Source organism: Nocardia australiensis (assembly GCF_020733705.1).
GTDB lineage: Bacteria > Actinomycetota > Actinomycetes > Mycobacteriales > Mycobacteriaceae > Nocardia > Nocardia australiensis.
This window is the reverse complement of record NZ_JAJFZM010000009.1, coordinates 98886-125425: the sequence shown is the minus strand read 5'-3', so window position 1 is coordinate 125425 and position 26540 is coordinate 98886. Positions and strand designations below refer to the sequence as shown.

18 protein-coding genes, 3 rRNA genes and 1 pseudogene are annotated in these 26540 nt (G+C 62.9%); 19 read left to right on the top strand and 3 right to left on the bottom strand.

Annotated elements, in window-relative coordinates; all coding sequences use genetic code 11:
* From LKE06_RS26585 to LKE06_RS26555, 7 genes are all read left to right on the top strand, one after another.
* The coding region (locus tag LKE06_RS26585; RefSeq protein WP_504788216.1) for a class III extradiol ring-cleavage dioxygenase family protein at window positions 1–448 on the top strand (448 nt) is incomplete at its 5' end.
* On the top strand, window positions 445–1392 hold the full coding sequence (miaA, locus tag LKE06_RS26580) for a tRNA (adenosine(37)-N6)-dimethylallyltransferase MiaA (protein ID WP_228002094.1): 948 nt from the start codon (window positions 445–447) through the stop codon (window positions 1390–1392). The genes LKE06_RS26585 and miaA, both read left to right, overlap by 4 nt.
* 8 nt (window positions 1393–1400) lie before the next feature.
* Window positions 1401–2228, top strand: coding sequence for a TrmH family RNA methyltransferase (locus LKE06_RS26575; protein WP_228002093.1), 828 nt, complete (start codon window positions 1401–1403; stop codon window positions 2226–2228).
* A 59-nt stretch (window positions 2229–2287) separates the two neighbouring features.
* Window positions 2288–3169, top strand: coding sequence for a diaminopimelate epimerase (dapF, locus tag LKE06_RS26570; RefSeq protein WP_228002107.1), 882 nt, complete (start codon window positions 2288–2290; stop codon window positions 3167–3169).
* 193 nt (window positions 3170–3362) lie between these two features.
* Entirely contained in the window at window positions 3363–4844 is a 1482-nt protein-coding gene (gene hflX / locus LKE06_RS26565) for a GTPase HflX (RefSeq protein WP_228002106.1), read from the top strand.
* A gap of 161 nt (window positions 4845–5005) precedes the next feature.
* A complete protein-coding gene (locus tag LKE06_RS26560; RefSeq protein ID WP_228002092.1) occupies window positions 5006–5911 on the top strand; it encodes a lysophospholipid acyltransferase family protein in 906 nt (301 codons plus the stop codon).
* 442 nt (window positions 5912–6353) lie between these two features.
* A complete protein-coding gene (locus LKE06_RS26555) occupies window positions 6354–7499 on the top strand; it encodes an acyl-CoA dehydrogenase family protein (RefSeq protein ID WP_228002091.1) in 1146 nt (381 codons plus the stop codon).
* A gap of 204 nt (window positions 7500–7703) precedes the next feature.
* Here LKE06_RS26555 and LKE06_RS26550 read toward each other — a convergent pair whose 3' ends face one another.
* Complete coding sequence (locus tag LKE06_RS26550) at window positions 7704–8333, bottom strand: histone deacetylase (RefSeq protein WP_228002090.1); 630 nt, start codon at window positions 8331–8333, stop codon at window positions 7704–7706.
* A gap of 922 nt (window positions 8334–9255) precedes the next feature.
* On the opposite strand from LKE06_RS26550, the gene LKE06_RS26540 reads away from it, so the two are divergent.
* The 4 genes from LKE06_RS26540 (at window position 9256) to LKE06_RS26525 (ending at window position 15261) form a co-directional block, all read left to right on the top strand.
* Window positions 9256–10772 (top strand): 16S ribosomal RNA (locus LKE06_RS26540).
* Window positions 10773–11106: 334 nt separating this feature from the next.
* Window positions 11107–14244: ribosomal RNA gene (locus LKE06_RS26535) — 23S ribosomal RNA — on the top strand.
* Window positions 14245–14376: 132 nt separating this feature from the next.
* Window positions 14377–14493 (top strand): 5S ribosomal RNA (rrf, locus tag LKE06_RS26530).
* Together the 16S, 23S and 5S rRNA genes form the textbook arrangement of a ribosomal RNA operon.
* 102 nt (window positions 14494–14595) lie before the next feature.
* The gene (locus LKE06_RS26525) at window positions 14596–15261 is read left to right on the top strand and encodes a class I SAM-dependent methyltransferase (protein WP_228002089.1); all 666 of its coding nucleotides are present in this window, start codon (window positions 14596–14598) and stop codon (window positions 15259–15261) included.
* Between the two features lie 97 nt (window positions 15262–15358).
* Here LKE06_RS26525 and lexA read toward each other — a convergent pair whose 3' ends face one another.
* Window positions 15359–16060: a transcriptional repressor LexA gene (lexA, locus tag LKE06_RS26520; protein WP_228002105.1), complete on the bottom strand. Its 702-nt coding sequence runs from the start codon at window positions 16058–16060 to the stop codon at window positions 15359–15361.
* A gap of 221 nt (window positions 16061–16281) precedes the next feature.
* Here lexA and LKE06_RS26515 point away from each other — a divergent pair, with 221 nt between their 5' ends.
* From LKE06_RS26515 to nrdR, 3 genes are all read left to right on the top strand, one after another.
* Window positions 16282–16743 (top strand): hypothetical protein, encoded by a 462-nt coding sequence (locus LKE06_RS26515; RefSeq protein WP_228002088.1) that lies wholly within the window; start codon window positions 16282–16284, stop codon window positions 16741–16743.
* A gap of 112 nt (window positions 16744–16855) precedes the next feature.
* Window positions 16856–18193: a hypothetical protein gene (locus LKE06_RS26510; RefSeq protein WP_228002087.1), complete on the top strand. Its 1338-nt coding sequence runs from the start codon at window positions 16856–16858 to the stop codon at window positions 18191–18193.
* 151 nt (window positions 18194–18344) lie between these two features.
* Entirely contained in the window at window positions 18345–18821 is a 477-nt protein-coding gene (nrdR, locus tag LKE06_RS26505) for a transcriptional regulator NrdR (protein WP_228002085.1), read from the top strand.
* Window positions 18822–18834: 13 nt separating this feature from the next.
* On the opposite strand, the gene hrpA is transcribed toward nrdR, so the two are convergent.
* Complete coding sequence (gene hrpA, locus LKE06_RS26500; protein ID WP_228002083.1) at window positions 18835–23208, bottom strand: ATP-dependent RNA helicase HrpA; 4374 nt, start codon at window positions 23206–23208, stop codon at window positions 18835–18837.
* A 182-nt stretch (window positions 23209–23390) separates the two neighbouring features.
* On the opposite strand from hrpA, the gene LKE06_RS26495 reads away from it, so the two are divergent.
* From LKE06_RS26495 to LKE06_RS26480, 5 genes and pseudogenes are all read left to right on the top strand, one after another.
* A complete protein-coding gene (locus LKE06_RS26495) occupies window positions 23391–23708 on the top strand; it encodes a hypothetical protein (protein ID WP_228002082.1) in 318 nt (105 codons plus the stop codon).
* A gap of 35 nt (window positions 23709–23743) precedes the next feature.
* Window positions 23744–24343 carry a Pr6Pr family membrane protein gene (locus LKE06_RS26490; RefSeq protein ID WP_228002081.1) on the top strand — a complete coding sequence of 200 codons (600 nt, stop codon included), beginning with the start codon at window positions 23744–23746 and terminating at the stop codon, window positions 24341–24343.
* A gap of 11 nt (window positions 24344–24354) precedes the next feature.
* Window positions 24355–25578 carry an aminotransferase family protein gene (locus LKE06_RS26485; RefSeq protein ID WP_228002080.1) on the top strand — a complete coding sequence of 408 codons (1224 nt, stop codon included), beginning with the start codon at window positions 24355–24357 and terminating at the stop codon, window positions 25576–25578.
* Between the two features lie 37 nt (window positions 25579–25615).
* Window positions 25616–25799 (top strand): annotated as a pseudogene (locus tag LKE06_RS33365) (AMP-binding enzyme); the annotation flags it as partial.
* Between the two features lie 81 nt (window positions 25800–25880).
* Window positions 25881–26540: a DUF5134 domain-containing protein gene (locus LKE06_RS26480; RefSeq protein ID WP_228002079.1), complete on the top strand. Its 660-nt coding sequence runs from the start codon at window positions 25881–25883 to the stop codon at window positions 26538–26540.

The window sequence follows — 26540 nt, the reverse complement described above, 5'->3', positions numbered from 1 at the left end:
GTGGCTACGCGCGCAGGTCGCCCCGGCGGCGGTCGCCTCGGCGCGGATCATTGCCGCGGATACGCCGACCGACCGCTGCGTCGAGGTCGGCGCCGAATTGCGCACCATCCTCGATCGCCCGCATGAGCCGCTCGGCGTGCTGGTGGTCGCCGACGGCGCGGCAACCCTGTCCACCACTTCGCCCGGATATCTGGATTCGCGCGCGGCCGCTGTCCAGGACGACCTCGATCGCGCGCTCGCTGCCGGCGACCGAGCGGGGTTGATCGGCCTCGACCCTGCGCTGTGCGCCGATCTCGCGATATCCGGCCGTGCCGCCTATCAGGTGCTGGCTGGGCTGTTCTCCGTCGACCCGCACGACCCGCTCGTCGAAACGCTGTATCAGGACGCGCCCTTCGGCGTCGGATACCAGGTGAGTGTGTGGCGTCCGGGGCGCGGTGACGTGTCGTGAAGAATCCGATCACCCCGATTGCAGTGGTCGGCCCCACCGCCACCGGCAAATCGGATCTCGGCCTCGACCTCGCCGAGCGATTCGAGGGCGAGATCGTGAACATCGACGCCATGCAGCTCTATCGCGGCATGGATGTCGGTACCGCCAAACTCGCACCCGCCGAGCGACGCGGTATCCCGCACCACCAACTCGACGTTCTCGATGTCACCGAGACCGCGACCGTCGCCGCCTATCAGGCCGCGGCAAGCGCCGACGTGAACGCGATCATGGCACGCGAGCGCACACCGATCATTGTCGGTGGCTCCATGATGTATGTCCAAGCACTGCTGGACAATTGGGAGTTCCCGGCCACCGATCCCGGGGTGCGGGCGCGGTGGGAAAAGCTACTGGCCGAGCAGGGCGCAGGCGCGGTGCACGAGGCATTGCGTGCCGCCGATCCGGCCGCGGCCGCGACGATCCTGCCCACTGACGGCCGCCGAATGGTGCGCGCACTCGAGGTTGTCGAACTCACCGGACGTCCCTTCGCGGCGTCGGCCCCGACCATCGGCACACCCCGCTGGAACACCACCATCATCGGCGTGGACCGTGAGACCGCAGCATTGGACGCGCGCATCGAACAGCGCACCGCGCTGATGTTCGAGGCCGGGCTCGTCGAAGAAGTTCGCGGCCTGATCGAGCACGGTCTTCGTGCGGGGGTCACCGCGCGCCGAGCCATCGGTTATGCGCAAGTCCTGTCCTACCTGGATGACGAATACGACCTCGATCACGCGCGTGAGCGCACCCTGATCGGCACCCGGCGCTACGTCCGGCGGCAGCGGTCGTGGTTTCGCCGCGACCCCCGCGTTCACTGGATGGATGGCGCCCATCCCGACCTCGTCGAAACGACCATTTCGCTGCTCGACAACGCACGCGCCGACCGGGCGACAGAACGGACTGCCCAGTGACACGACGAATGAGTACCCGTAACGCCTCGTTTCAGGTCTGGCAGGCATACCTGACCAATCGCACCAAGCGTCATCGTGACCGGCGCTTCCTCGTGCAGGGCGTGCGCCCGATCTCCCAGGCAATCGCCAACGGCTGGCCATTGGAGACCATGCTCTATCGGCTCGGTGGACCCGAATTGTCGAGCTGGGCGCGAGAGTTGCTCGACACCAGCGCGGTACCGCAGGTCGGACTCGTGCCGGAACTGATGGCAGATATCGGCGAAAAGGCCACCGGAACACCGGAATTGGTGGCGGTCGCGGTCGCTCGTAAGTCGGAGCTCGATAACTTCGAACCCGGGGAACCCGGCGAGCGCCGACCGCCGCTCATCGTGGTATTCGATCGCCCCAACTCGCCGGGCAACCTCGGCACTCTGATTCGCTCGGCGGACGCGTTCGGTGCCGACGCCGTAATCGTGACCGGCCACGGCGCCGACCAGTACGACCCGCAAGCCGTGCGGGCATCCACCGGCTCACTGTTCGCCATGCCGGTGTTTCGTGTCGCGGGCGCCGCGCAGGTACTCGCATTTCGTGATCGTCAGGTGCAGCGTGGCATTCCCACCCGAATTGTCGGCACCGACGAAGTCGGGGCGAGCGCGGTATTCGATCACGATCTCACCGAGGCAACAATATTGGTGATCGGCAACGAGACCAGTGGTATGAGCACGGCCTGGCAACAGGCGTGTGACGACATGGTCTACATCCCGATGGGCGGCACTGCCAGCTCATTGGGTGCGCCGTCGGCCGCCGCGGTCGCGTTGTACGAAATTTCCCGCCAGCGTCGAACGTTTCTCAGATGACGGACACGCCGAGTGGGCTGGGAGCACAGACGAAGAGGGAGAACAAGAACGTGGCCGACATCGAATTCTCGAAGGGGCACGGCACCCAGAACGATTTCGTGGTGCTGCCCGATCCGGAGGTCCGGCTCGAGCTGACCGAGCAGCGGGTCGCCGCGCTGTGTGATCGCCAGCGTGGCCTCGGCGCGGACGGGGTGCTGCGCGTGGCACGCGCGGGCGCACTACGCGACCAGGGGGTTCTTACCGAACTCCCGGATGGCGTCGATGCCACGGACTGGTTCATGGACTACCGCAACGCCGACGGCTCGATCGCCGAGATGTGCGGCAATGGTGTCCGGGTATTCGCGCACTACCTGGCGGCAAACGGTCTGGAGTCGAGCACGGAGTTCGTGGTCGGCAGCCGGGCCGGGGCGCGGCCGGTGATCGTGCACGCCGCCGATGCGGTCAACGGTGAGGTCACTGTCGACATGGGCGTTGTGCGCGAGCTGGGTCCGTCGACCGCGACCATCGCGGGGTGGTCGATGCCTGGAATCGGCATCGACGTGGGCAACCCGCACCTGGCGTGTGTCGACCCAGGCCTGTCGGTCGACGCGCTGGCCAAGCTCGATCTCACGGTCCCCCCGGGATATGACCCGGACTTGTTCCAGCACGGCGTCAACGTCGAGATCGTGACCGCACCCGGTGCCGACAATTCCGTCGACATGCGCGTCTATGAACGCGGTGTCGGCGAAACCCGATCCTGCGGAACAGGAACCGTCGCGGCGGCGGCCGCGGTACTGGCCGACGCGGGCTATGAGATCGGCACCGACAGCGGCGAGGTACGGGTTCGTATTCCCGGCGGTATGGTCACCGTCACCCTCGCGGGCGGATTCGCTCAATTGCGCGGCCCCTCCGTGCTCGTCGCCTCCGGGCGTATCGCCGCAGGCTGGTGGCAGGGGCTCTGAGGAAGACCGTGCGGCGCCGCGCCGCAAAACTCGGATGCGCCGTGTCGGTACATCGTGGGATCATGGATCCTGTATGACGAAACAAGAGACGTATGAATTCACGCAGGCAGCCAACGAGAACGACTTCACCGAGGCCGCCGATGACGCGACCTTCGAGGACACCGGCGACGTAGTGGCCGAGCATCGCGCGCGGATGGCGCGGTCGGGCTGGACCCGGGACTCGAAGTCCGCGGATCCAACGGTCGGTGAGATGCAGCTGCAGGACCGCAGTTCGTTGCGCCGTGTCGCGGGTCTTTCCACCGAACTCACCGACATCACCGAGGTCGAGTACCGACAGCTGCGACTGGAACGAGTGGTGCTGGTCGGTGTCTGGACCTCCGGCAGCTCGGTGCAGGCCGAGGCGAGCATGGCCGAACTGGCCGCGCTCGCCGAGACGGCGGGTTCGGAGGTGCTCGAAGGGCTCATCCAGCGTCGTGACAAGCCGGATCCCGCCACCTACATCGGTTCGGGCAAGGCCGAGGAGTTGCGCGCCGTCGTGCTGGAGACCGGCGCGGACACCGTGATCTGTGACGGTGAACTGACCCCCGCGCAGCTAACCGCGCTGGAGAAGGTCGTCAAGGTCAAGGTTATCGACCGGACCGCCCTGATCCTGGACATCTTCGCCCAGCACGCCACCTCGAGCGAGGGCAAGGCGCAGGTCGCGCTCGCCCAAATGGAATACATGCTGCCGCGACTGCGCGGCTGGGGTGAGTCCATGTCCCGGCAGGCCGGTGGTCGCGCAGGCAGCAATGGTGGTGTGGGCCTGCGTGGCCCCGGTGAGACCAAGATCGAAACCGATCGCCGTCGTATTCGTGAGCGAATGGCCAAGCTGCGCCGCGAAATTCGCGAGATGAAGACGGCACGTGACACCAAACGGGCCCGCCGCAACTCCAGCGGGATCCCGTCGGTGGCGATCGTCGGCTACACGAACGCGGGCAAGTCCAGCCTGATGAACGCGCTGACCGGTGCCGGGTTGCTCGTGCAGGACGCGCTGTTCGCCACCCTGGATCCGACTACCCGCCGGGCGGGTCTGGACGACGGTCGCGAGGTCGTATTCACCGACACCGTCGGTTTCGTGCGGCATCTGCCGACTCAGCTGGTTGAGGCGTTCCGGTCCACCCTCGAGGAGGTCACCGGCGCCGATTTGCTGCTGCATGTCGTCGACGGCTCCGACCCGCTGCCCGCCGAGCAGATCAAGGCGGTCCGCGAGGTGATCACCGATGTGATCAAGGAATCCGGGTCGGCAGCACCGCCGGAACTGTTGGTGGTCAACAAGATCGACGCGGTCGACCCCGTCGAGCTCGCCCGATTGTGGGCGATGCTGCCCGATGCCTCGTACGTGTCCGCGCACACCGGTGCCGGCGTCGAGGAACTGCGGTCGCGGCTGGGTGAGGTGCTCGGCGGACTCGATGTCGAGATCAGCGTGCTGCTGCCCTATACCCGGGGTGACCTGCTCGCCCGCATTCACGCGGACGGCCGGATCGTCACCTCCAGCCATGAGGAGGGCGGCACCCGGGTCCGTGCGCGGGTGCCACATGCGCTCGCGGCCGCGCTCTCGCAGTATGCGCACGCCGGTAGTTCCGCTGATCCGGAGAACGATGGCTATTCAGGGGCGGACGACCGGCCACAGGGGTGAGCGTCGCGGGCGTGTGACGTAACGCTCATTACGCCGTTGTGCAAGCGTGCGCCCCCCGTTGGTCGCCGGATGGTGGCGCTGGGGCGTGCGCGTCGCATATTCGGTGCCACACAGTCGATTTCGTTACGCTATCGTCGTCGAATCGACATCAGGAGGGTTCCATGTCGCACGACCACTCCGGTTCGGCCGATTCCGCTGATCGGCCATCCGGTACTTCGTTGCCCGCCGATCCCGTGCTTAGTGACGGTGCGCCACTGTCGGTTTCGCTGACCGACACCGACCTGCGGGTACTCGACACCCTGCTGGCGCCGCTACGTGCATGGACCAGTCCGCGCTTCTATGGGCTGGAGAATATTCCTACCGAGGGCCCGGTCTTGCTGGTCGGCAATCACAACCTGATGGGCGGTATCGACGCGCCTCTATTGCTGCCGGAGATTCTGCGCCGCCGCGGCAGGCTGATCCGCGGGCTCGCCGAGAATGTGCTGATCGCTGTTCCCGGCCTGCGTGACATCCTGCATCATTTCGGTGCGGTTCGCGGAAGCCGGAGCAACTGCCTGGCGCTCTTGGCTCGTGGTGAGGCGGTGATCGTGTTCCCCGGTGGTGGCCGGGAGGCGGTGCGCCGCAAGAACGAAAAGTATGCCCTGAAATGGCGGGGGCGCAGCGGTTTCGCCCGAATAGCGATCGAGGCGGGCGCTCCGATTGTGCCGGTGGCGATGATCGGTGTCGACGATGCCTACGACATCGTTTTCGACGGCGATCACCCGGTGTTGCGCCCACTGCGCTGGGCTGTGGAAGGGCTTGGACTCAGCAGGGATCTCACCCCGCCGCTGATTCGTGGTGTCGGCCCGACCGTGTTGCCGCGACCCGAGCGGTTCTACTTCTCCGCGGGTGCCCCGATCGACCCGGCCCCGTGGCGCGATGCCGACGATAAGCACGCTGCCGCAGTGGAATTGCGCGACGTGGTGCGCAAGGAGCTGGAGGAGGAGATGAACTTCCTCTTCGCCGAGCGTGAGCGCGACTCCGGACGGACTCTGTTCGGTCGACTGCGAGGTCTGTTGAAGCGCTGACGGGCCCGTTTTTCCGTACGATCCGCCCGCTCTCGACTCGCCCTATCGAAACAGGGCATGCGGCGGGTCGAGCGACATTGTGCTGCCAGCGGTGCGATGTTTCCTGTAGTTCCCCGCGTCGGCTCGATCGACGCTGCTTCAGTGTGCCCAGTGACTCCGTCACTGTCGTGATATAGCGACTAGCCGCGACCTGCGGCCGGCCGATGTGTACGGCCAGCATTCGTCCACGCCCGAACAGTCCTTGCCGAAAAGGATGTCAGCGGTCTTTGCCCGAGCCCGAGCGTTTGTCACGAATCTCGATCGGCTGCAAAAATTGATGTCGCCAGTCCAGGTGAGACGACCATTGTCGAATGTGAAGTGAACAGCGGTTCTCATTCCGGGTACCGTATGTGGCAATGACGGGTCGGTGTGGACCGGCCGGTGTGGTCACAAGGAGGTTGGTGTGGAGCGCACGATTTTCGAACCCGAACACGATTTGTTCCGGGAGTCGTTCCGCAAGTTTCTCGATCAGCACGTCGCGCCGAACCACGCGAAGTGGGAAGAGCAGGGCCTTGTCGATCGGGCTGTTTGGCTCGAAGCCGGTAAGCAGGGATTCCTCGGCATGGCCGTACCGGAGGAGTTCGGTGGCGGCGGGGTCAAGGACTTCCGCTATAACGCGGTCGTCACCGAGGAGAGCGTCAAAGGCCAGTACTCGGGCCTCGGTTTCGCCCTGCACAACGATGTGATCGCGCCGTATCTGCTCGAGCTCGCCAACAACGAGCAGAAGGGCCGCTGGTTGCCGGGCTTTTGCTCCGGCGAGATCATTACCGCCATCGCAATGACCGAGCCGGGTACCGGATCCGACCTGCAGGGCATCAAGACCCGCGCGGTCAAGGATGGTGACGACTGGATCATCAACGGCGCGAAGACCTTCATCACCAACGGCATCAACTCCGACATTGTCATCGTCGTCGCGCAAACCGACCCCGACAAGGGGGCCATGGGCTTCAGCCTGCTCGTCGTCGAGCGCGGCATGCCGGGCTTCGAACGTGGCCGCAACCTCGACAAGCTCGGCCTCAAGGCCCAGGACACCGCGGAACTCAGCTTCACGGATGTCCGGGTGCCCGGCAAGAACCTGCTCGGCACCGAGGGCATGGGGTTCATTCACTTGATGCAGAACCTCCCGCAGGAGCGCATGTCCATCGCGGTCATGGCGGCCGCCGCCATGGAGGCGTGCCTCGACATGACCATCCAATATGTCCGCGATCGTAAGGCATTCGGCAAGCCCATCGGCGCTCAGCAGAACACCCGCTTCGTTCTCGCGGAACTGGCCACCAAGACCACCGCCGTCCGCGTCCTCGTCGACCGCTTCATCGAAGACCTGAACGCGGGCAAGCTGTCGGTCGAGGACGCCGCCATGGCGAAATGGTGGAGCACCGAGGAACAGATCGACCTCATCAACCGCTGTCTCCAACTGCACGGCGGCTACGGCTACATGAAGGAATACCCGATCGCAAAGGCGTACATGGACGCTCGCGTCCAAACCATCTACGGCGGCACCACCGAGATCATGAAGGAAATCATCGGGCGGTCACTGAAACTGTCCTGATCGCAAGCGATTTCGAACTCCAGTCGACGGTGATGTACGCCATCGGGTGGAGTTCGTTCGCGTCGCAGACCAGGTCCAGGGAATCGTGGCCGCGGAGCCTCGCCGCCATGGTGTCCGAGGCGGCTCGAGCGCGGCCGCTGAAGTCCTGGCGATGATCATCTGGCAGTTCCGGTTGCCCGACAGGTTTGTCATCGCTCAGAGCGTTCAAGAAGACAGCAACTCGACGATCGACGCCGCTGTCCAGCCGATACGCGCGCCGGGGCAGCGCGCCAAGTAGACGGCGATCTGTTCGATGGTCCATCCATGTGATTCGACTATGCCTGCGCTCAGGTGACGGAGATAGGCGGCCGATGGAGGGTTGCCGGGGACGTCGGCGCTGTGCCACGGTGCGGTAAAGGTGAGGATGGGATAGCCGTCGTGGTTACCCGCGCACACCAGTGTTTCGTAGCGGCCGGGGCCGAGCGTGGCGCGGCCGATGCTTATCGCCTCGGTGAGATCCAGGTCGGCGCCCGGCGCCCGGTACATCTCTTGTGCGGCGATGTCGGAGAACTGAGCTGTGGTGAGAAGGTAAGCGCGCGAGGCGGTTTCACCGGGAGCGTCGGGATCGAGGAAGGCGCGACCGCCGGTCCAGACGAGTGATTCCGTCGCGAAATACAGTTGTCCGGGCAGCAATATCGGGACGGAACGCCGTGGGTCGGCCGGGTTGCGGCAGCCCGGCAACCGCAGTGCGCCGCCCTCGGGGGTGCCACCTGCGAGATAGCACCGCAGCCGGGACAGGTGCATATTCGAACCGTAGGCCGCGTACCAAACGCCGAGAACTTGGTCTTCCTCCATGTCCGGGGGAGCTTCGTCAGGCGTTCTTTTGGGCGATCACGATGATGTTGCCGCAGGTGTCATCCAAGACTCGAATCATCATTCCTCCAAGAGCCAGCGGTCGGTGAGATGTCGTAATGGTTCGCGATTCAGGTGGTGGAACTGGTATCGGCCTTCTCTGCGGTACTGACCGCGCCGGCGGGCGCCGGCACGTCGAGGTACTGGGATACGGCCTGGCGGGACGAGGAGAGCCCGTGCTTCATGGTGCGCTGGCGCAGAGCTCTAACAGCGTCTGACTATCCGATCGGCCAGCTCGTCGAGGAATGCTCGCCGAGTCGGATCGGCCAGGGTCTTGAAATCGTCACCGGACTCCGCCGACAACGCTCACCTTCGAAATGTAGGCGAGTGTCCATGCGTGTCAATGATGAGGAGCGGCCAGGATCTGATGCGATGCCGATCGGTGCGGTGTCGATTTGTGCGCAAAACCCCCGGCTATCAGGCGATTTGCAAATTCGCCAAAGCGTCACGTAATGTTCTTCAAGTCAGAGCGACACGGACACCGACCCGGAGCCGAGAAGCTGAGCGGAAACGCTGAGCGGAGGGCCTGGGAAACGAGGTAGGACGAGGAGCGCCTGGCCGCAACGCAGGTTCAATCTGGGTTCGATTTTGTTCGGATTCATGAATGAGCTAAGCTTGAATAACTGCCTCACCGATCAATCAGAGTTTTCTGGGCGGTGGTTTGTGCGTGTGTTCTTTGAGAACTCAATAGTGTGTCGATGAATGTCAGTGCCAATTTTTATTGGTTCCGGCTCCTCAAACCCCCGTTTGGGTGGGTCGGACATTTAGTCAGCAAAGTTTTTTGCTGGCGTTTTGTTTTGCTGGGTTTTCGGACTCTAGTTTAGATATTTCTGATTCGCTCCTTTTTGGGGTGTTTCGAGAGTCTTCAACGGAGAGTTTGATCCTGGCTCAGGACGAACGCTGGCGGCGTGCTTAACACATGCAAGTCGAGCGGTAAGGCCTTTCGGGGTACACGAGCGGCGAACGGGTGAGTAACACGTGGGTGATCTGCCTCGCACTTCGGGATAAGCTTGGGAAACTGGGTCTAATACCGGATATGACCACGGATCGCATGGTTTGTGGTGGAAAGATTTATCGGTGTGAGATGGGCCCGCGGCCTATCAGCTTGTTGGTGGGGTAATGGCCTACCAAGGCGACGACGGGTAGCCGACCTGAGAGGGTGACCGGCCACACTGGGACTGAGACACGGCCCAGACTCCTACGGGAGGCAGCAGTGGGGAATATTGCACAATGGGCGAAAGCCTGATGCAGCGACGCCGCGTGAGGGATGACGGCCTTCGGGTTGTAAACCTCTTTCGACAGGGACGAAGCGTGAGTGACGGTACCTGTAGAAGAAGCACCGGCCAACTACGTGCCAGCAGCCGCGGTAATACGTAGGGTGCGAGCGTTGTCCGGAATTACTGGGCGTAAAGAGCTTGTAGGCGGTTTGTCGCGTCGTCCGTGAAAACTTGGGGCTCAACCCCAAGCTTGCGGGCGATACGGGCAGACTTGAGTACTTCAGGGGAGACTGGAATTCCTGGTGTAGCGGTGAAATGCGCAGATATCAGGAGGAACACCGGTGGCGAAGGCGGGTCTCTGGGAAGTAACTGACGCTGAGAAGCGAAAGCGTGGGTAGCGAACAGGATTAGATACCCTGGTAGTCCACGCCGTAAACGGTGGGTACTAGGTGTGGGTTTCCTTCCACGGGATCCGTGCCGTAGCTAACGCATTAAGTACCCCGCCTGGGGAGTACGGCCGCAAGGCTAAAACTCAAAGGAATTGACGGGGGCCCGCACAAGCGGCGGAGCATGTGGATTAATTCGATGCAACGCGAAGAACCTTACCTGGGTTTGACATACACCAGAAACACCTAGAGATAGGTGCCCCCTTGTGGTTGGTGTACAGGTGGTGCATGGCTGTCGTCAGCTCGTGTCGTGAGATGTTGGGTTAAGTCCCGCAACGAGCGCAACCCTTATCTTATGTTGCCAGCGCGTAATGGCGGGGACTCGTGAGAGACTGCCGGGGTCAACTCGGAGGAAGGTGGGGACGACGTCAAGTCATCATGCCCCTTATGTCCAGGGCTTCACACATGCTACAATGGCCAGTACAGAGGGCTGCGAGACCGTGAGGTGGAGCGAATCCCTTAAAGCTGGTCTCAGTTCGGATCGGGGTCTGCAACTCGACCCCGTGAAGTTGGAGTCGCTAGTAATCGCAGATCAGCAACGCTGCGGTGAATACGTTCCCGGGCCTTGTACACACCGCCCGTCACGTCATGAAAGTCGGTAACACCCGAAGCCGGTGGCCTAACCCTTGTGGAGGGAGCCGTCGAAGGTGGGATTGGCGATTGGGACGAAGTCGTAACAAGGTAGCCGTACCGGAAGGTGCGGCTGGATCACCTCCTTTCTAAGGAGCATTTCTACGCTGGTCGGTTCGAAGAGTCGTCCTCGACCGCGTCAGAGACAGTTTCGGACTCGTATGTAGTCCGGCTGGAGCTCATGGGTGGAACACTGACAAGTTTTATCGTTTTCGATCGATCCTGTGTGGTTGGTCGCGGTGAATATATCGGCACACTGTTGGGTCCTGAAAGAACACGCGAGTGTTTCTTTCGAGGCAAAAAATACGATCCGCTCGGATCTCCTTGATACCGCGGGAACGGTAGTTCGCGTTTGGTCTTGGAATTGTGATTCGGTGTGGGTGTGTTGTTTGAGAACTGCACAGTGGACGCGAGCATCTTTGTTAGTAAGTGTTTAAGAGCGTACGGTGGATGCCTTGGCACCAGGAGCCGATGAAGGACGTAGGAGGCTGCGATAAGCCTCGGGGAGCTGTCAACCGAGCTGAGATCCGAGGATTTCCGAATGGGGAAACCCAGCACGAGTGATGTCGTGTTACCCGCATCTGAATATATAGGGTGTGTGGAGGGAACGTGGGGAAGTGAAACATCTCAGTACCCACAGGAAGAGAAAACAATAGTGATTCCGTGAGTAGTGGCGAGCGAAAGCGGAAGAGGCTAAACCAGGAGCGTGTGATAGCCGGCAGGCGTTGCGTTTTTGGGGTTGTGGGGCTCATTTTCTTGGTTCTGCCGGACTGAGCGGGAGTCAGAAAAGAATGCGTTAGTCGAAGTGGTCTGGGATGGCCTGCCGTAGACGGTGAGAGTCCGGTAGACGAAAACGTGTTCTCTCTTGTAGTGAGTACCCGAGTAGCAGCGGGCCCGTGAAATCTGCTGTGAATCTGCCGGGACCACCCGGTAAGCCTGAATACTCCCTGGTGACCGATAGCGGACTAGTACCGTGAGGGAAAGGTGAAAAGTACCCCGGGAGGGGAGTGAAATAGTACCTGAAACCGTGCGCTTACAATCCGTCAGAGCTTGTGCACAGTTTACTGTGGTGGGTGATGGCGTGCCTTTTGAAGAATGAGCCTGCGAGTTAGTGGCATGTGGCGAGGTTAACCCGTGTGGGGTAGCCGTAGCGAAAGCGAGTCCGAATAGGGCGTTTTCAGTCGCGTGTTCTAGACCCGAAGCGGAGTGATCTACCCATGGCCAGGGTGAAGCGACGGTAAGACGTCGTGGAGGCCCGAACCCACTTAGGTTGAAAACTGAGGGGATGAGTTGTGGGTAGGGGTGAAAGGCCAATCAAACTCCGTGATAGCTGGTTCTCCCCGAAATGCATTTAGGTGCAGCGTCACGTGTTTCACGCCGGAGGTAGAGCTACTGGATGGTCTAGGGGGCCTACAAGCTTACCGAAATCAGCCAAACTCCGAATGCCGGTGTGTGAGAGCGTGGCAGTGAGACTGCGGGGGATAAGCTTCGTAGTCGAGAGGGAAACAGCCCAGATCGCCGGCTAAGGCCCCTAAGCGTGTACTAAGTGGAAAAGGATGTGGGGTCGCGAAGACAACCAGGAGGTTGGCTTAGAAGCAGCCACCCTTGAAAGAGTGCGTAATAGCTCACTGGTCAAGTGATCCTGCGCCGACAATGTAGCGGGGCTCAAGTACACCGCCGAAGCCGCGGCATTCACGCGTAACACCGATTTTCTTCTGCGGGAGATTATCCAGTGGTGTGGATGGGTAGGGGAGCGTCGTGTAGCCAGGGAAGCGGCGGAGTGATCCAGTCGTGGAGGCTATGCGAGTGAGAATGCAGGCATGAGTAGCGAAAGACGAGTGAGAAACTCGTCCGCCGAATGACCAAGGGTTCCTGGGCCAGGTTAATCCGCCCAGGGTGAGTCGGGACCTAAGGCGAGGCCGACAGGCGTAGTCGATGGACAACGGGTTGATATTCCCGTACCCGTGTATCCGCGCCCATGATGAATCAGTTGTGCTAATTGTCCTGAACCTCCGAGAAGACCTTCGGGTCTCGGGTGAGGGGATGCACGAGACCCCGGCTGGTAGTAGTCAAGCGATGGGGTGACGCAGGAAGGTAGCTGGGCCAGTCAGTGGTTGTACTGGTGTAAGCCTGTAGGGCGCAACATAGGTAAATCCGTGTTGCATAAGCCTGAGAGGTGATGCGTAGCCGATTGAGGCGAATTCAGTGATCCTATGCTGCCGAGAAAAGCCTCTAGTGAGTTGGTGCACGGCCCGTACCCCAAACCGACACAGGTGGTCAGGTAGAGAATACTAAGGCGATCGAGAGAACTGTGGTTAAGGAACTCGGCAAAATGCCCCCGTAACTTCGGGAGAAGGGGGACCCGATCTGGTGATGGAATTTACTTCTGGAGCTGGGTTGGGTCGCAGAGACCAGAGAGAAGCGACTGTTTACTAAAAACACAGGTCCGTGCGAAGTCGTAAGACGATGTATACGGACTGACGCCTGCCCGGTGCCGGAAGGTTAAGAGGACCGGTTAGCTGCCCTTGGGTGGCGAAGCTGAGAATTTAAGCCCCGGTAAACGGCGGTGGTAACTATAACCATCCTAAGGTAGCGAAATTCCTTGTCGGGTAAGTTCCGACCTGCACGAATGGCGTAACGACTTCTCTGCTGTCTCAACCACAGACTCGGCGAAATTGCATTACGAGTAAAGATGCTCGTTACGCGCGGCAGGACGAAAAGACCCCGGGACCTTCACTATAGCTTGGTATTGGTGTTCGGTACGGTTTGTGTAGGATAGGTGGGAGACTGTGAAGCATGCACGCTAGTGTGTGTGGAGTCGTCGTTGAAATACCACTCTGATCGTATTGGACCTCTAACCTCGGACCATGATCTGGTTCAGGGACAGTGCCTGGTGGGTAGTTTAACTGGGGCGGTTGCCTCCTAAAATGTAACGGAGGCGCCCAAAGGTTCCCTCAGCCTGGTTGGCAATCAGGTGTCGAGTGCAAGTGCACAAGGGAGCTTGACTGTGAGAGCGACAGCTCGAGCAGGGACGAAAGTCGGGACTAGTGATCCGGCACCGGCAAGTGGAAGCGGTGTCGCTCAACGGATAAAAGGTACCCCGGGGATAACAGGCTGATCTTCCCCAAGAGTCCATATCGACGGGATGGTTTGGCACCTCGATGTCGGCTCGTCGCATCCTGGGGCTGGAGTAGGTCCCAAGGGTTGGGCTGTTCGCCCATTAAAGCGGCACGCGAGCTGGGTTTAGAACGTCGTGAGACAGTTCGGTCTCTATCCGCCGCGCGCGTTAAGAAACTTGAGGAAGGCTGTCCCTAGTACGAGAGGACCGGGACGGACGAACCTCTGGTGTGCCAGTTGTTCCGCCAGGAGCACTGCTGGTTAGCTACGTTCGGAAGGGATAACCGCTGAAAGCATCTAAGCGGGAAGCCTGTTCCAAGATGAGGTTTCTCACCACCTTCGAGTGGTTAAGGCCCCCCACAGACCATGGGGTTGATAGGCCAGAACTGGAAGCCCGGTAACGGGTGTAGGTGACTGGTACTAATCGGCCGAGGACTTACCAACAAAGAAGCTACGCGTCCACTGTGCAGTATCTGAAACAACACACAGACACTGCAGTATCAAGTTGATCCTTCCGATAGAGGAATCTATCGGGGTGGGGTACTGATGCTGCGGGTGTGGATAGTTTCATAGAGTTACGGCGGCCATAGCGGCAGGGAAACGCCCGGTCCCATTCCGAACCCGGAAGCTAAGCCTGCCAGCGCCGATGGTACTGCACTCGACAGGGTGTGGGAGAGTAGGACACCGCCGGAACATCATTCGCGAAAGCCCCCAACACTGTTGGGGGCTTTCCGCGTATCCAGGACTACACTGACCATGCGATTGCGGTGACCGGCGCGCACTTCGGGAGTGAATATGGTTGACGTCAGGCAGGTTTGGCGGAACCCGGTTTTCGGCGCGATCGGTGCCCGAGTGTATGACGCGGTTCTCGACCGCCCAGCGATTGCCCGGCGCGCGGGCCGAGCGATGTGGGGCTGCGATACGGACCTGATGTACGCGGCTATGGACATTGTCAACGAGATTCCCGGCGGCGCATCGGTTTTGGATCTCCCGGTTGGTGGCGGGGTCACCCTGCGGCGTCTTGATCCGGTGCAGAAGGTTCGCTATGTCGCGGCCGATATTTCCGACGACCAACTGTCCGCGGCCCGCCGCATCGCTGAGCGGCACGGTGTGCCCGGCGTCGAGTACGTTCGCGCGGATGTTGTTGACCTGCCCTTCAGCGACGACGAATTCGACCTGGTGGTGACGTTCGCCGGTCTGCACTGCATGCCCGATCCAGGTGCGGCGATCGCGTCACTCGCGCGAGTTCTGCGCCCCGGCGGCACGCTGGCCGGCAGTTGTGTGGTGGCGGGTGTTGCTACACGCTACGACCGTCAGATTCAGGCGCTGGCAACTGTGGGGGTATTCGGTCCGGCGAGCACCGCTGAGGAACTCCAGGGCTGGCTCGCGGACGCGGGACTGCGCCGAGATGAGTTCGAATGTAACGGGTCTCTTGCGCAATTCGTTGCGGTGAAGTCGTAGCGGCGAGTTATGGCCCATACTGTCGAGCACCGGTTAGGGGAACATGCGTTGCGGTGCGCGAGCCATGCGGCCGCGCACCGCAGTACACGTCAGTTGATCAGACCTTGCGGATGACCGTGACGACCTTGCCGAGGATCCGGGCGTCATTTCCTGGGATTGGCTCGAACAGTGGGTTGTGTGGCATCAGCCAGACATTCTTGCCGGTGCGTTTGAAGGTTTTCACCGTTGCTTCGCCTTCGATCATCGCGGCCACGATATCGCCGTTGTCGGCGACGTTCTGCTGACGCACGACCACCCAGTCGCCGTCGCAGATCGCGGCGTCGATCATCGACTCACCCACGACCTTGAGCAGGAACAGCGATCCGTCGCCGACCAATTCACGCGGCAGCGGGAAGACATCTTCCACGGCCTGCTCTGCGAGGATCGGACCACCCGCCGCGATTCGGCCGAGCACCGGGACGAAAGTCGGGACCGGCCTGTCGGAGTTGGCTTCTTCGGTCGAGGACAGGCTCGTCACCGCGCGGACGGCTTCGTCGAGACCTCGAACATCCACGGCGCGTGGGCGGTTCGGGTCGCGCCGGAGAAAGCCCTTGCGCTCCAGGGACCGGAGCTGGTGGGCGACCGACGAGGTGGAGGTCAGGCCGACAGCATCGCCGATCTCTCGAATGCTCGGCGGGTAGCCGCGTTCGCTCACCGAGGTGCGGATGACCTCCAGTACCTTGCGCTGACGCACGGTGAGATCCGCCCCGCCCCCGGACGGGGCTGAGCCTCCTACGCTCTCGTCGCCCGTGTCGTCTATGTGGCTCACCGCAACCGCCCTTCGCCTGTCGTTGATTTCGTCTTACGAATCTAGTCCGGTCGTGGCGATGTATCAAACATCTGTTCGAGGCATGTCGGGCGTTTCTGCTGACTTTGCCGGTGCGGCGTGGTAGAAATCGAGGACAAGCGTTTTCGAACATGTGATCGAATAGCGAGCCGCATCGAGTCTCCAGCCAGCAGCCCACCACGGAGGTTTGTCCGATGAGTACAGCGATCAGCGATATCAACACGATCCGCGAGGCGGACGCGTTCGAATCCGGTGAAGGCGACGCCGATCTCGCCTTCGATTCGATTCCGCGCGCGGTTCGTCCGAGCCGTGCCGAGGCGCGAGGGGTGCTCTCGGCGCGGCGATCCTCGGTGGATCGTCGCCCACCCGGGAACCGGCCGGTTGATGCGTCGGCGCTGTACGGGCGCGGCCGGGTGCGTACTCCGGCGTTGCGGCGGGCGCAGGGTTCGCACCCGGCGGAGATGGTCGAGCGGGCGCAGGTCGGGTTAGCAGTGCTTGCGGTGTCGGCACTGTTGAGTGCGTTGATTATGGCGGCGTTGATCGGGTTGGCTCATTGGCGGGCAGGCACATTCGATAACCGTGGGTCGACGACAACGCCCGCGGTGGTCGAACAGCAGGGCGTCGATCGGTCGGCGGTTCCGGGTCTCGGGGGATGATGGCACCGCGCTAGGGCTCGTCGCTGTGGTGGTTCCTGTCGATCGAACGGTCGTGAATGGTGGCCGAATTTATTGATCGCAAACTAGAACATGTTGTTACTGTGCTGAAAACGTGACCCAGGCAACAGGATTCCACGCGATGACGCATTTCAGCATTGTTCGAAGATCCCGCACGACGGCACGACGCAGTACCGCCGATCGACTCGGCGGGACCGGCCGCTCGGCCCACCTTCTGGTCCGGATGATCGGGCTGCTGGCCTGCTTCCTCTTGGGGCTCAGCGCGATCCCGGTGGCTGCTGCCGCGCCAACCTATGAGGCGTATCTGGATGTGCCCACGCTAAACGGTGACGGAGCGGCGGGGGGTGGCCTGAATCCGGTTGTTCCGCTGGATGAATCGATCTTGCGTGAGGCGCTGGACCAGGCCAGGGCCGATGGCGTCGCGCCGCAACGGTATGCCACCTTGCTACACCAATATTGGTTGGTGGTCGCCACGCGCAATGCGGCTATCGACCTCGCGGCCTGGGATCCAGCGCGCGGTGTCCGGGCCAACCAGAACACCTTCAGTCAGGTGTACGTGAACTATTTCCGGCTGGCCAACCAGCATCCGGAGTTCTGGTGGGCCGGGTTGGCCGGCATCGCCGGTGGCTCGTTTGCCTCGGGTTTCTTCGACCTCAGCGATATCGGCGCTGTGCTCGATGTGTCGGGCATTCATCAACTCGGCGGTGCAGTAGCCGACCTGTTGCGCTGTACGCCAGAGGAATTGGTGCGGAAGGTTCCCGCGGACATCAGGCTGCTGGCGACCGAGGGTTCGCGGCTCAGCGCCGAGGATGTGGCCTGGTATCAAACTCGGCTGATGATTATGCAGAAGCACATCTTCACCGACCTGGTGCCGATGCACGAAGCGTATGTCGCACTGGGGATGCCGGGGATCGACGAGATGTACGCCGCCGGGGTGATCGATGCGGATATCCATGCGGCCTGGCAGTCGATCGACTCGCATACGCGGGGCGGGTACGAGGAAGCGCTGGTCCGGATGACCGATCGCGAGCAGAATCGCATCATCGCCGATCAGTGGGATGCGACGTCGGCAGGGCGCGGCACTATCGGCCGGGTGCTTACCTACGTCACTACGGTGGCTGGTAAACCCGCGGTTCCGGGAGTTCGGGCGCCCGGGGTTTTCGCACCGGCGACCGTGCGTGCCGATGTTGCCGGGCGAACTCTGGCGCTGCGTACCCCACTGCCCGATTTCAATTGGGCCGATCGGGATACTCGATGGACCTACATCACCGGTGACCTGGTGCCGCGCCACATCGATATGGAAAGCGATCCGCCGTTCGCGGCAGCGGTGCTCGGTGAGTCGTTCTGGAACAAGCTCGCCCACGGCCGGATGATCCAGCGACTGCCCGAACTGATTGCGGACATGACCACTCAGTGGCAGATCGGCGAGTGACGCGGAGGAAGAGCCCTACTGCGGCCCGAGTATCCTCGAAGTGCTATGGAGGTATCGGTCTAGACCCCTGTACACGTGCTCGCCGGAATGGTCACCCCGATCGGAGCCCCGGACCGGACGCGAGCGCGCGCATCGACGAAGGATCTCCCGGATGCATTGCCCGTACTGCCGACACCCTGACTCACGGGTCGTCGACTCGCGTGAGGCCGAGGAAGGCGCGGCTATCCGTCGCCGCCGTTCTTGTCCGCAGTGTGGGCGGCGGTTCACCACGGTCGAGACAGCGATTCTGTCCGTTGTCAAACGTAGTGGTGTCACCGAGCCGTTCAGTCGCGAGAAGGTTATTCGTGGCGTGCGACGTGCCTGTCAGGGACGTGAGGTCGCCGAGGACGCCCTGAACCTGCTGGCACAGCAGGTGGAAGACGCGGTGCGGGCTACCGGCTCGCCCGAGGTGCCCAGCCACGAGGTCGGACTGGCCATTCTGGGTCCACTACGCGATCTCGACGAGGTCGCCTACCTGCGCTTCGCATCGGTCTACCGATCATTCACCTCGGCGGATGATTTCGAGCGGGAGATCGCGGACCTGCGCAGGCATCGAGACGAGGCGACGGTGACGGCCAGCGCGGACTGACCTGATACCCCGCCTAACGTCGAATGGCGTCGATCGCTTTCTCGATGCGCTTTGCGGATACCGGGTAGGAAGTGCCGAGCTTTTGGGCGAACAAGCTGACCCGGAATTCCTCGATCATCCACCAGATTTCGGTGACGGCGGGGGCATTCTTGCGGTTATCCGGCAGAGTGGCGACGAGACGGTCGTAGGCGGCCACGGCGCGGTCGAGTTCGACCGTGGCTTGGCGGTCGCGTACGGCGGATCCGGGGAGTGCTTCGAGGCGAACGGTCGCGGCCCGAAGGTAGCGCGGCAGTTCGCGCAGCCGGGTGCTGCCCCATTCGGAGACGAAGCCAGGGAATATCAGGTCGGCGAGTTGGTTGCGGACGTCGTCGGCGATATCGCGGTCGGTCGATTCGGCGAGTGCGCGTGAAAGCCGGTGTGCGGCAGCCAGTGCCGGCACCACCAGCTGAATGAGACGGGTGACGGCGTGGGTGAGTTGTGGCCGTACAGAAGCGACCAAAGCATCGAATCGCTCCGGGCTGCGGACCGGACCGCCCGCGGCCGCGATGAGCTCATCCGCCGCCGCGGCACGGCAATCCTCGACGAGCGCGTCCAGTGAGCCGTACGGATTCTGGCTCAGCGCCAGCCGATCCGCTGGGGGCAGTCCAGCGGTCACCACGCGCGGTGAGGTGGGGATTGCGCGGAGTACGAGTGCTCGGGTCCCTTCGCGCATCGCGGCCCGCTGCTCGGCGGGGGAACTGAGCACGCGCACCGCGACGCCGTCGCCCTCGGGGACCAGCGCTGGGTAGCCGGTGACCGTCTGGCCGGCGACTTCGCGACGCACGGTGGGTTCGACCGTACCGAGCGACTCGGAGGTCCAAACGGCGGCGGGTGCGCGTTCCGCGCCGGCGGTTGCGCGGGCGACGGACGCGGAAACCTGCTCGGCCAGTTGCTTTTTCAGTTGGGCGAGGCTTTTTCCGCTGGCCAGGGTGCGGCCGGTTGTGTCGGTAGCGGTGAAGGTCATGCGCAAATGATCCGGCAGCGCCGTGAGGTTCAGGTCGTTGGGCGTAATGGTGACCGATCCGAGTCGCGATAGTTCTCTTGCCAGCCCAGTGCGCAGCGGTTCCGCGCGCGGCGTGAGCGCGGCGAGCGCGGCGGCCGCGAAGTCGGGTGCGGGAACCACGGTGCGGCGCAATGACTTCGGCAGGGTCTTGATCAATGCCGCAGCCAGCTCATCGCGCATACCGGGGACCAGCCAGTCGAAGCCGACGGGCCGGACATGGGCCAGCTGCTCGACCGGGATGCGCACCGTGACGCCGTCATCGTCGTTGCCGGGTTCGAACTGGTAGGTCAGCGGGAAGCTCAGCTCGCCCTGGCGCCAGGCATCGGGAAAGGCGGTCGGATCCAGCGCCGCGGCGCCCGCATTGACGACGGTGTCGGGGGAGAAGTCCAGCTGTGCGGGATCCTCGCGCTTGGCGGTGCGCCACCAGCTGTCGAAATGCCGCACCGAGACGATGTCGGAGGGCAGACGCCGATCGTAGAACTCGAACAGCACTTCGTCGTCGACGAGAATGTCACGGCGACGGGCCCGATGTTCCAGATCGGCTACGTCATCGAGCAATTCGCGGTTGCGATGGAAGAATTCGTGCCGGGTCTGCCATTCGCCCTGTACCAGGGCGTGTCGGATGAACAGTTCCCGCGACAGCTCCGGATCAATGCTGCCGTAGTCGACCGGCCGGCTGGTAACCAGAGGAATGCCGTAGAGAGTGACGCGCTCGTAGGCGCGGGCGGTGCCGCGCTTGATGGACCAATGTGGTTCGGAGTAGGTGCGCTTCACCAGATCTCCGGCGAGCCGTTCGGCCCATTCCGGTTCAACGCGGGCAGCTATCCGTCCCCACAGCCGTGAGGTCTCGACCAGCTCGGCCGCCATCACCCACCGTGGGGGCTTCTTCGCCAAAGACGATCCGGGGAAGATCATGAATTTGGCGTTGCGGGCACCGAGGAATTCGCGTGATTCGGCCTCACGTACGCCGATGTGCGACAGCATGCCCGACAGCAACGCCTGATGCACGGCGGTGGAATCCCATGGGGTGCCGTCACTTTCGAGGGACGCCGCGAGCGGTGTGCCTTCCCGGCCATCGTTGCGCGCGCGGTCCGATCTTGCGAGACCGGGTCCATTGGCGGCTGTGTCGCGGCTCAATCGCCGTCGGCCTGTACGATTTTCGGCCTTCGCGTTCGTCCGATTGTGTGGTGTCGGGCCGTCGCTGCCACGACGCGAAACCTTGCCGGTCCGAGAAGTATCACCACGGTGTTGCGTGCGATCCTCCTGCTCCGCTGATTGCGTACCCCCGTCTGTGTGCATCGTCCAGCCGAGACCACGGGTAATGGTCCGTAGCTGTCCGTGCAGGTCCTGCCATTCCCTGATCCGCAGGTAGTGCAGGAACTCCTCCCGGCACATCCGCCGGAATTGATTGGACGACTGCGACCTGCGCTGCTCGGACAGGTACTCCCAGAGTCGCAGGTAAGCAAGGAAATCGGAGCCCTCCACCACGAACCTGGCGTGCTTGGTGTCGGCGGCTTGCTGGTGTTCGGCGGGGCGTTCCCGCACGTCCTGAATCGATAGCGCCGCGACGATGATCAGCACGTCGGCGAGGCAGCCGTTGCGGTTCGCCTCGACCAGCATGCGCGCCATACGCGGGTCGACGGGCAGTTGCGCCATTTCCCGCCCGATCGGAGTCAATGTCAGAACCGCACCGGAAGCGGTTTCGGATATCGCGCCGTTGTCGCGGGAGTGGTTGTCTGCGCGCTCGGCGACCTCGGAGGCCGGGCGCGCGGCGCCGGTCTCGCCGACGGGGTGCTGGTCGGCGACGGGCGCGGTCCCGGATTCATCCGGTGCATTGACCTCGCCGCGAGATACCGAGATGCCATGGCGCCGTCCCGGTTTCGATGACGTGCGTGGTGTGAGCGCGCCGAGTTCCTCGAGTAGCGCGATACCGTCGCGGATGGCGCGACGGTCAGGTGCCTCGACGAAGGGAAACTTCTCGATATCGCCCAGGCCGAGCGCGGTCATCTGGAGGATGACTGCGGCCAGGTTGGTACGCAGGATCTCCGGTTCGGTGAATGCGGGCCGGGATTCGAAGTCGTCCTCGGAGTACAGCCGGATGCAGATGCCGTCGGCGACACGGCCACAGCGGCCGGCACGTTGCCGGGCCGAAGCCTGCGAGACCTCCTCGATCGGCAGGCGCTGCACCTTGGTGCGCATCGAGTAGCGGGAGATGCGGGCGGTACCAGGGTCGATGACGTAACGGATGCCGGGCACAGTAAGCGAGGTCTCCGCGACATTGGTGGCCAGCACCACGCGACGGCCGGGATGCGCGGTGAAAATCCGATGCTGTTCGGCAGTCGATAATCGCGCGTACAGCGGCAGGACCTCGGTGCGGGGAAGTTTCAGGTCGCGCAGCGTGTCCGCGGCGTCGCGGATTTCGCGCTCACCGGACAAGAACACCAGGACGTCACCGTCGCCCTCCTCGAACAACTCCCTGACCCCGTCGACGATGGCGTCGACCGGGTCGCGATCGACGACGCGGGTGTCCTCGTCGTCATCGGCGGTGCCCGGCAGTTCCAACGACAGGGGCCGGTAGCGAATCTCCACCGGGTAGGAACGCCCCGACACCTCGACAATCGGTGCGGGAGTGCCGGATTCGTCGCTGAAGTGCCGCGCGAACAATTCTGGGTCGATGGTCGCCGAGGTGATGATCACCTTGAGATCCGGTCTGCGCGGCAGCAATTGCTTCAGATATCCGAGCAGGAAGTCGATATTGAGGCTACGTTCGTGTGCCTCGTCGATAATGATCGTGTCGTAGCGGCGCAGTAGGCGGTCGCGCTGGATCTCGGCGAGCAGGATGCCGTCGGTCATCAGCTTGACCAGCGTACGGTCGGAGGCTTGATCGGTGAAGCGCACCGTATAGCCGATGACGTCACCGAGTTCGGTGTCGAGTTCCTCCGCGATGCGTTCGGCGACGGTGCGCGCGGCGAGACGACGCGGTTGGGTGTGACCGATCGTTCCGCGGATGCCGCGGCCCAGTTCCAGGCAGATCTTCGGGATTTGGGTGGTCTTGCCGGAACCGGTCTCGCCCGCGACGATGACGACCTGGTTTTCCGCGATCGCGGTGGCGATATCTTCGCGGCGCGCGGAAACCGGTAACTGTTCGGGATAACGGATTTCGGGTACGGCCGCACGGCGAGCTTCGATGTGGCCCTCGGCCGCCGCGATTTCGGCCGCGACAGTGGTGAGATCGTCGCCGCGCGCCCGGTCCAAGCGTCGGCGCAACCGGTGCTCGTCGCGGAGGGTTACGGTGGCCAGGCGGGTACGAAGCTCGCGGAGAGTCACGTCGGCTGTCCTGGTCATTTCGTCTACCAGCGTAGCGAAAGCATCATTTATGCCCCGCACCTGTGCGCCCTGCGGTCCGTGGCGAACCGTGCGCGGTGGCGAGCAAGCGACGAGCAGACGCGGTGTCATCACCATGACACTGTGGATTTCCTTGTGCCGGTTGGCCGCCGGTAGTGCGTCTGATGTGCGACGATCCGTGCATGACCGCCGGTGCCGCTCCACTGTGGATTCGGGTTCTGCGCTTCGCTTTTGCCGTATCGGGTGTGCTGGCGTTGGTGTGGATACCGATCCGCAACATCGGTGAATCCGGCTTCTCGGCCGCGAACTACTTCAGCTATTTCACCATCGAGTCCAATGTGCTCGGCGTGATCGTGCTCCTGATCGGCGCCGGTTGTGACCCGCGCGACCGGCGCTGGCAGGTGGTGCGGGACGCGAGTCTGCTGGTCCTCACCGGTGTCTTCGTGCTGCTGGCGGTGGCGTCCATCGGCGGACTGGCGAGTCGCCGGCCCGCGTCGTGAACGCCGTTGGGGTGTCGCCCTGGTGGATTCGTGTCATGCGTATCGGGTTCGGTGTGCTCGGTTTGGTGGCAGTAGTCGGCGGGCCGGTGCGGGGTTACGGCGTGGCTGGTTACTCCCTGCCCAACGAGTTCGGCTATTTCACGATTCAGTCGAATGCCCTCGGCGTCGGCGTGCTGTTGCTCGGCGGTCTACTGGACCCGCTCGGCCGACGGTGGCAATTGGTGCGTGGTGCGAGCACGCTGTATCTCGTCATTACCGGCATCGTCGACGCTGCGCTGGCAACACACCTCGAAACCGGGGTCGAACCGTCCTGGATCGGCGACGTGCTGCATCGGGTAATGCCGATCGTGATGATCGTGGACTGGGTGTTCGTTCCGGTAGTTCTCGGGGTCAGCGGGAAACTGATCGCGGGGTGGCTGGTCTATCCCATCGTCTATTGCGCGTACACCCTTGTCCGTGGGCCGATGGTGAACTGGTATCCCTACCCGTTCATCGATCCGCGCGGGCAGGGATATCTGTCGATGACAATCGGCTTGGTGGTGCTCGCGGTGGCGTTCACATTGCTGGCCCTCGCGATTGCCGCGCTGGGTGATATGAGCAAGCGGTGGCAGACTTCGGACGAGTTGATCGGGTAAAGGTGGTCGGTATGAGTGCGCTATGGCATGGGTTCGCAGATATGGGTGCCGTCGAACGTGACGGTGCGTTTGTGGTCGCGCGCGGGGAGGGCGCGTATATCTATGACGCCGCGGGTACCAGGTATCTGGATGTGACGGCGGGGCTGTGGTTCACCAATGTCGGGCACGGGCGCGCAGAGATCGCCGACGCTGTCGCCGCGCAGTTGCGCACCATCGCGCACTATTCGAACTTCGGCGATTTCGTCGAGCCCGCGACCGCGGAGCTGGCCGAGCGGCTGTCGTCGATCGCACCCGTCGCCGGTAGCAAGGTCTTTTTCACTTCGGGTGGCTCGGATTCGGTGGATACTGCCGCGAAGCTGGCCCGGCGATATTGGCACGAGCTCGGCCGTCCGGACAAGAAGATCGTGGTCGGCCGCAAGATGGCTTATCACGGGATGCATGTCGCGGGAACGGCTTTGGCGGGTATACCGGTCAACCGGGAAGGCTACGGCGAGCTGATCGCCGATGCCAGGACCATCGAATGGGACGATCCGAAGGCGTTACTGGCGCTGATCGAGGAGGTCGGTGCCGAGCGTATCGCGGCTTTCTTCTGCGAACCCATCATCGGTGCGGGCGGCATCTATCTGCCGCCGCAAGGGTATCTCGCCGAGATTCGGCAGATCTGCCGTGATCACGAGATTCTGTTCGTCGCCGACGAGGTCGTGACGGGGTTCGGCCGCATCGGCGGATCGTGGTTCGCCTCAACCCGTTTCGGGCTCGAACCCGACCTCATGACCACCGCGAAGGGGCTCACGTCCGGGTATGTCCCGATGGGTGCGGTGTTCATCGCGCCGCATATCGCCGAGCCTTTCTTCGGCGGTGGCGTGTGGTGGCGGCACGGCTACACCTACGGCGGCCACGCCGGTGCGGCCGCCGCTGCCATGGCCAACCTGGACATTGTCGAGCGTGAGGGACTGCTCGACGAGGCGAAACGCCTGGAAACCAGCCTGCATGAGCAGCTCGCGCCGTTGGCCGATCATCCGCGCGTCGCCGAGGTGCGTAGCGGCATCGGCGCGGTGGCCGCGATCCAGCTGGTCGACCCGTCCGAAGGGTTGCCACTGGTGAAAACCCTTCGTGCGCACGGTGTGTCGGGCCGCGCGGCGGGTCAGGGCGCCATGCAGATCTCGCCGTCGTTCGTGATGACCGACGAGCAGGTCGGTGAGCTGGTCGAGGGATTCACCCGCGCACTGGGCTAGGTGCCGGACACAATCTCTCGCGTCTGCGCATTATCCCGGTGGCGAGAACGTCTTTCTCGGCGAGGTGGAGGAACTGCTGGCCGCGCATCCCCGCGGTGGCGGAGGTGAGCGCGTTCGGCGTGGACGACGCCACTCATGGCGAAGTGCTGTTCGTCGACGAGCTGCCACGTAACCCCACCGGCAAGGTAGTCAAGCGAATCCTGCGCGAGTATTCCGCCTGACGGCTGTGCCGGAAAGGGCACCCTTATCGCCCGTGTAATGCGAGCATTGCATGGGCAGTCTGTGGCGGGAGGTGTTGAGGTGTGACGGAGTTCGTTCAGGAGTACGCCGCGTTGCGGTGGACGGTGGTTGTGGCGTTTCTGTTCGCGTCGGCGATTGTGGTGGCGCGGTTGACTGCGCCGGTGTTTGCGGCTGAATACTCGTCGCCGCAGGCAGATTCATCAGGCTCGGTCGATGAGGTAGGCGCGTATCACGAGTCCGATGCCGCGCATCTGATCATGTGCCTGGTCATGCTTGCCATGCTGGTCTTCCCGGCGGAGGCGAATCAGCACGCGCTGCACGGGGTGTTGACCGCGATGACCGTGGTGTTCGCGGTGCTGCTCGTGGGCCGAATCGTGGAGTGGCACAACAATGGCCGAATGCTTCGGGCCGATCGAGTGGTGGCGCTCGGATATCACGCGGTGGCCGCCGTGGCGATGCTGTACGCGATGTCTGGGCATGGAGCGGGCGGGCAGGGCGGTCCGGCGAAGGGGCCTGCGATCGTGCTTGCGTCGCTGTTCATCGCGGACGCGCTTGCGGTAGTCGTCGCGGTGAGCGCGGGGTACAGACACCATTGGCTGGGGCATCCGATCGGCGCTCGATCGAATCCGTACTCCGGGGCGGCGATGACAGCTGCGCTGGTGCCTCATGTGGTGATGGATCTGGGCACCGCTTACATGTTGATCGCCGTCATCTGCGGATGA

Bases quoted from the DNA above. Each gene is read 5' to 3' on its own strand.
- LKE06_RS26495 (WP_228002082.1), top strand. From the start codon at position 23,391: ATGACCGCCGGTGCCGCTCCACTGTGGATTCGGGTTCTGCGCTTCGCT.
- LKE06_RS26515 (WP_228002088.1), top strand. From the start codon at position 16,282: ATGAGTACAGCGATCAGCGATATCAACACGATCCGCGAGGCGGACGCG.
- LKE06_RS26560 (WP_228002092.1), top strand. From the start codon at position 5,006: ATGTCGCACGACCACTCCGGTTCGGCCGATTCCGCTGATCGGCCATCC.
- LKE06_RS26575 (WP_228002093.1), top strand. From the start codon at position 1,401: ATGAGTACCCGTAACGCCTCGTTTCAGGTCTGGCAGGCATACCTGACC.
- LKE06_RS26550 (WP_228002090.1), bottom strand. From the start codon at position 8,333: ATGGAGGAAGACCAAGTTCTCGGCGTTTGGTACGCGGCCTACGGTTCG.
- hflX (WP_228002106.1), top strand. From the start codon at position 3,363: ATGGCGCGGTCGGGCTGGACCCGGGACTCGAAGTCCGCGGATCCAACG.
- hrpA (WP_228002083.1), bottom strand. From the start codon at position 23,208: ATGACCAGGACAGCCGACGTGACTCTCCGCGAGCTTCGTACCCGCCTG.
- LKE06_RS26485 (WP_228002080.1), top strand. From the start codon at position 24,355: ATGAGTGCGCTATGGCATGGGTTCGCAGATATGGGTGCCGTCGAACGT.
- LKE06_RS26525 (WP_228002089.1), top strand. From the start codon at position 14,596: ATGGTTGACGTCAGGCAGGTTTGGCGGAACCCGGTTTTCGGCGCGATC.
- nrdR (WP_228002085.1), top strand. From the start codon at position 18,345: ATGCATTGCCCGTACTGCCGACACCCTGACTCACGGGTCGTCGACTCG.
- LKE06_RS26490 (WP_228002081.1), top strand. From the start codon at position 23,744: ATGCGTATCGGGTTCGGTGTGCTCGGTTTGGTGGCAGTAGTCGGCGGG.